Genomic DNA, 4912 nt, shown 5'->3' with positions numbered 1-4912 from the left:
GCGGGAGCCACCGCAGCGGCGGGCATCGGCTTGGAGCCGTCTTGGCGGAGCAGGTCGCGGATCTCGGATTCGCGGAAGCGCCGGTGGCCGCCCGGCGTACGGATGCTGTTGATGCGCCCGGCGGCGGCCCAGCGGGTCACGGTCTTCGGGTCGACGCGGAACAGGCTCGCGACCTCCCCGGGCGTCAGCAGTCTGTCGCGCGCTTCCACGTCTGAGCCCTCCCGCCCCCATCTCAGGCGAGATGCACCGAGATGCCTGCATTGTCCCATTTCTCCTGGTTCTTGTCAGGTAAGCCCGCCGCCCCGGTGGACGACGGGCCACGGACCCTCGCGCGTACCCTCGCAACCGTGAGCGAGCACCCCAGCGACCCCAGCGGCGCCAAGGCGGTGCTGGTCTACAACCTGCTGCGGCTCGGCCTGCTCGCCGCCTGTCTCGCGATCGGCTACTTCGCCGGGTTGCGGGGGCTGTACCTGATCGCGGCTGCGTTGTTCGTCTCGGGCGTGGTCAGCTGGTTCGCGCTCAAGCAGCAGCGGATCGACATGGGCGCCGCGATCGAGCGCACGGTCGAGCGTGGGCGCTCGAAGATGGCCGAACGCACGCAGGCCGAGGACGAGTACGCCGACCGCGTTCACGGGCAGTCCGCCCACCCCGCCGCCGCGGCCGACGACGCGAAGCAGTCCTAGCGGATGCCACGGGCCCAGCTCGACCGGCACCCCCGCGACGTCGCGCGGATGTTCGACGCCGTCGCCGACAACTACGACCGGATGAACGCCGTCATGACCGGCGGGCAGGAGCGGCGGTGGCGCCGCATCGTCGCCGACACGCTGGCGATCGGACCGGCTGACGTCGTACTCGACCTCGCGGCGGGTACGGGGGCGAGCTCGGCGAGCCTGCAGGAGCGCGGCGCCAAGGTGGTCGCCTGCGACTTCTCCCAGGGGATGCTCGCCGTCGGTCGGCAGCGAAACCCGGCCATGCGGTTCGTCGCGGGCGACGCGCTGCGGCTGCCGTTCCGGGACGAGTCGTTCAGCGCCGTCACCATTTCCTTCGGGCTGCGCAACGTCGAAGACGTCGACGCCGCGCTCGCGGAGCTGGCCCGGGTCACCGCGCCGGGCGGGCGGATCGCGGTGCTCGAGACGAGTGCGCCACGCCGCCAACCGTTGCGCGCGGGACATCACTTCTACGTGCGAAACGTCATGCCGCGGCTGGCGCGCCTGGTCGCCAGCAACAGCGAGGCTTACGACTACCTCGCGGAAAGCGTCGACGCCTGGCCCGGCCCCGACGTGCTCGCCGAGCGCATCGCCGCCGCCGGCTGGGAGCGCGTCAGGTGGCGCCAGCTGCTGCTGGGCGCGGTCGCCCTCCACTCGGGTTGTCGGCCTCGATAGGATCGTGCTTGCCGCATGTGAACGGTTTCACGATCACCGGTATTCGGAAGGCAGCGTCGCATTGAACGGCAGGGTCAAGGCGTGACAAGCCACGAGTACGACGCGGACGTCGTCGTGGTCGGCGCCGGTCCTGGCGGATCCACCGCGTCGTACTGGCTGGCGCAGGCAGGGCTGTCGGTCATCGCGTGCGAGAAGACGAAGTTCCCGCGCGAGAAGGTCTGCGGCGACGGCCTGACCCCGCGGGCGGTCAAGCAGCTCGTGGCGATGGGCATCGACACCTCCCGCGAGGCAGGCTGGCTGGCCAACCACGGCCTGCGGATCATGGGCGGCGGGATGCGCCTGGAGATGCCGTGGCCGGACCTCGCGGCGTACCCGTCGTACGGCCTGGTGCGGCAGCGCCAGGACTTCGACGACATGCTGGCGCGTACGGCGCAGAAGGCCGGCGCGCAGATCCACGAGCTGACCACGGTGACCGATCCGATCCGCGACGAGCGCACCGGCCGGATCGAGGGCGTCACGACCAAGGACGGGCGCAGCTTTCGCGCGCCGATCACGATTGTGGCCGACGGCAACAGCACCCGGTTCTCCCTGGCTCTGGACCGGCAGCGACGCGAGGACCGTCCGATGGGCGTGGCCTACCGCCGCTACTACAAGAGCCCACGCCATGACGACGACTGGCTGGAGTCCTGGCTGGAGCTGTGGGACGGCCAGCCCGGCAAGGGCCGGCTGCTTCCCGGGTACGGCTGGATCTTCGGCATGGGCGACGGGACCTCGAACGTCGGGCTGGGCATCCTCAACACCTCCGACGCCTTCGGGCAGACCGACTACCGCGACCTGCTCGACCGTTGGGTCTCGGCACTGCCCGAGGAGTGGGGCTTCACACCCGAGAACGCGACCGGGCCGATCCGCGGCGCCGCGCTGCCGATGGGCTTCAACCGCAAGCCGCACTACGCCGACGGCGCGCTGCTCGTCGGAGACGCCGGCGGCATGGTCAACCCGATGAACGGCGAGGGCATCACCTACGCGATGGAGTCGGGCCGGCTGGCCGCCGAGGTCGTCGCGATGGCGCTGGCGGAGCCGGCGGGCCCGCGCCGCGAGCGGGTGCTGGCGGGATACCCGAGGGCGCTGGACGCGACGTACGGCGGCTACTACACCCTCGGTCGGCATTTCGTGCGCGCCATCGGGCATCCGTCGGTCATGAAGCTGTGCACCCGCCACGGCCTGCCGCACCCGACACTGATGAAGTTCTGCCTGAAGCTGCTGGCGAACCTCACCGACCCGACCGACGGCGACGCGATGGACCGCATCATCAACGGCCTCGCCCGGATCGCACCGGCCGCGTGATTGCGCGATGAAGGCCGCACCTAGACTCGTCGCGGTTGTCCGCCGGCAGGGAGGAGAAGGAGAGCAATGATCCCGATTCTCATCCTCGCCGTCATCGGCGCGGGCTTCGCGGTGTTCTCCGTGATCATGGGCGCGATGACCGGCCCGAAGCGGTTCAACCGGGCCAAGCTGGAGTCCTACGAATGCGGCATCGAGCCCAGCCCGCAGGCCTTCCGGGGCCACCGGTTCCCGGTGAAGTACTACCTGACCGCGATGCTGTTCATTGTCTTCGACATCGAGATCATCTTCTTGTACCCGTGGGCCGTCGCCTTCAACTCCCTCGGCATGTTCGGCCTCATCGAGATGATCCTGTTCATCCTGTCCGTCTTCGTCGTGTACGCCTACGTGTGGCGCCGCGGCGGTCTCGAGTGGGACTGAGGCGGGTGTAGGCATGGGCATCGAAGAAAAGCTGCTGCCGGAAGGCGTGCTGCTCACCACGGTCTCGAAGATCCTCAACACCGCGCGAAAGAACTCGGTGTGGCCGGCGCAGTTCGGGCTGGCCTGCTGCGCGATCGAGATGATGGCGGTCGGCGGTCCGCGCTTCGACATCGCGCGGTTCGGCATGGAGCGCTTCTCCGCCTCGCCGCGGCAGGCCGACCTGATGATCGTGGCCGGCCGCGTCTCGCAGAAGATGGCACCGGTTCTGCGCCAGATCTACGACCAGATGTCCGAGCCCAAGTGGGTGCTCGCGATGGGCGTGTGCGCGAGCAGCGGCGGCATGTTCAACAACTACGCGGTCGTCCAGGGCGTCGACCACATCGTGCCGGTCGACATGTACCTGCCCGGCTGCCCGCCGCGGCCGGAGATGCTGCTCGACGCGATCCTCAAGCTGCACGACAAGATCAAGACCGGTCCGCTGTCCGGCAAGCTCGAGCCGACCGCCATCGACAACTCGCCGTACGAGAAGCCGATCGAGCGCGACACCCGCCGCTCCAAGAGCCTGCCGGTCGACGTCGAGATCACGCCGTACGCGAATGCCGCGCCCCTGCCCGGAGACCACGCGTGAGCGAATCCAGCGAGGGCTCGCGCCGTGACATGTTCGGGGCGTCGGGCTTCGGCGACACGTCGGGTTTCGGCGGGCTCGTGGTGCAGGCCACCCACGTCGTGTCGAGCCCGAAGCCGTACGGCGGGTGGTTCGACGCCGCGACCAGCGCACTCGAAACGGCGTACCCCGACTTCGCCGGCGCCGTCGAGGCCGTCGTCGTCCATCGCGGCGAGCTCACCCTGCACATCAAGCGGGAGGCGCTCGTCGAGGTCTGCCAGGTGCTGCGTGACGACCCGGCGCTACGTTTCGAGATGTGTGCCGGGGTCTCCGGCGTCGACTACATCAACGACCCGACCGGGCGCCGGCTGCACTCGGTCTACCACCTGTTGTCGATGACCTACCGGCGCCGGATCCGGCTCGAGGTCTCGGTGACGGTCGAGGACCCGCACGTGCCGAGCGTCACCGCGGTCTACCCGACGGCGAACTGGCACGAGCGCGAAGCGTGGGACTTCTTCGGGATCGTGTACGACGGTCACCCGGCGCTCACCCGGATCGAGATGCCGGACGACTGGCCCGGCCACCCGCAGCGCAAGGACTACCCGCTCGGCGGCGTGCCGGTCGAGTACAAGGGCGCCACCGTCCCCCCTCCCGACGAGCGGAGGTCCTACGCGTAATGAGCACTGACAGCGGGACCGACTACTACGCGAGCACCTACACCGACGAGGACCCGTACGGCGGGAACTCGCCCGAGGGCGACGGCCGGGTGTTCACCGTCGGCGGCGGCGACTGGGACGAGGTTGTCGACGCCGTCGACCCGAACGAGTCCGAGCGGATCGTCGTCAACATGGGGCCGCAGCACCCTTCGACGCACGGCGTCCTCCGGCTCGTGCTCGAGCTCGAAGGCGAGACGGTGCAGCAGATCCGGCCGGTCATCGGCTACCTGCACACCGGCATCGAGAAGAACACCGAGTTCCGCACCTGGACGCAGGGTGTCACCTTCCTGACCCGGGCCGACTACCTGGCGCCGTTCTTCAACGAGACGGCCTACTGCCTCGGCGTCGAGAAGTTGCTCGGCATCGAGGCACCGGCCCGAGCTCAACTGATCCGGATCATGATGATGGAGATCAACCGGATCTCGTCGCACACGGTGTGGCTAGCGACG

At 69.2% G+C, this 4912-nt stretch carries 7 protein-coding genes and 1 pseudogene; 7 read left to right on the top strand and 1 reads right to left on the bottom strand.

What is annotated here, in order from left to right; translation table 11 throughout:
• Window positions 1–209: BldC family transcriptional regulator (locus VG899_12820; protein HWA67236.1), on the bottom strand; the 209-nt coding region annotated here is incomplete at its 3' end.
• A gap of 138 nt (window positions 210–347) precedes the next feature.
• Here VG899_12820 and VG899_12815 point away from each other — a divergent pair.
• The 7 genes and pseudogenes from VG899_12815 to VG899_12785 form a co-directional block, all read left to right on the top strand.
• Window positions 348–683 carry a DUF4229 domain-containing protein gene (locus tag VG899_12815; GenBank protein ID HWA67235.1) on the top strand — a complete coding sequence of 112 codons (336 nt, stop codon included), beginning with the start codon at window positions 348–350 and terminating at the stop codon, window positions 681–683.
• Window positions 684–686: 3 nt separating this feature from the next.
• Window positions 687–1382 carry a class I SAM-dependent methyltransferase gene (locus VG899_12810; GenBank protein HWA67234.1) on the top strand — a complete coding sequence of 232 codons (696 nt, stop codon included), beginning with the start codon at window positions 687–689 and terminating at the stop codon, window positions 1380–1382.
• Window positions 1383–1463: 81 nt separating this feature from the next.
• Window positions 1464–2726: a geranylgeranyl reductase family protein gene (locus VG899_12805; protein HWA67233.1), complete on the top strand. Its 1263-nt coding sequence runs from the start codon at window positions 1464–1466 to the stop codon at window positions 2724–2726.
• A gap of 66 nt (window positions 2727–2792) precedes the next feature.
• Window positions 2793–3143: an NADH-quinone oxidoreductase subunit A gene (locus VG899_12800; GenBank protein ID HWA67232.1), complete on the top strand. Its 351-nt coding sequence runs from the start codon at window positions 2793–2795 to the stop codon at window positions 3141–3143.
• A gap of 13 nt (window positions 3144–3156) precedes the next feature.
• Window positions 3157–3612, top strand: a pseudogene (locus tag VG899_12795) (NADH-quinone oxidoreductase subunit B family protein).
• Between the two features lie 188 nt (window positions 3613–3800).
• Window positions 3801–4424 carry an NADH-quinone oxidoreductase subunit C gene (locus VG899_12790; protein HWA67231.1) on the top strand — a complete coding sequence of 208 codons (624 nt, stop codon included), beginning with the start codon at window positions 3801–3803 and terminating at the stop codon, window positions 4422–4424.
• The coding region (locus VG899_12785; GenBank protein ID HWA67230.1) for an NADH dehydrogenase subunit D at window positions 4424–4912 on the top strand (489 nt) is incomplete at its 3' end. The genes VG899_12790 and VG899_12785, both read left to right, overlap by 1 nt.

The organism is Mycobacteriales bacterium (assembly GCA_035550055.1).
In the GTDB taxonomy this organism is placed as follows: Bacteria; Actinomycetota; Actinomycetes; order JAFAQI01; family JAFAQI01; genus DASZTV01.
Note: the sequence above shows the minus strand (reverse complement) of the source record. Positions and strands in the feature narration are given on the sequence as shown.

What these genes read in the sequence shown, in the direction of transcription:
- VG899_12810 (HWA67234.1), top strand. Translation starts at nt 687, where the DNA reads ATGCCACGGGCCCAGCTCGACCGGCACCCCCGCGACGTCGCGCGGATG.
- VG899_12790 (HWA67231.1), top strand. Translation starts at nt 3,801, where the DNA reads ATGTTCGGGGCGTCGGGCTTCGGCGACACGTCGGGTTTCGGCGGGCTC.
- VG899_12800 (HWA67232.1), top strand. Translation starts at nt 2,793, where the DNA reads ATGATCCCGATTCTCATCCTCGCCGTCATCGGCGCGGGCTTCGCGGTG.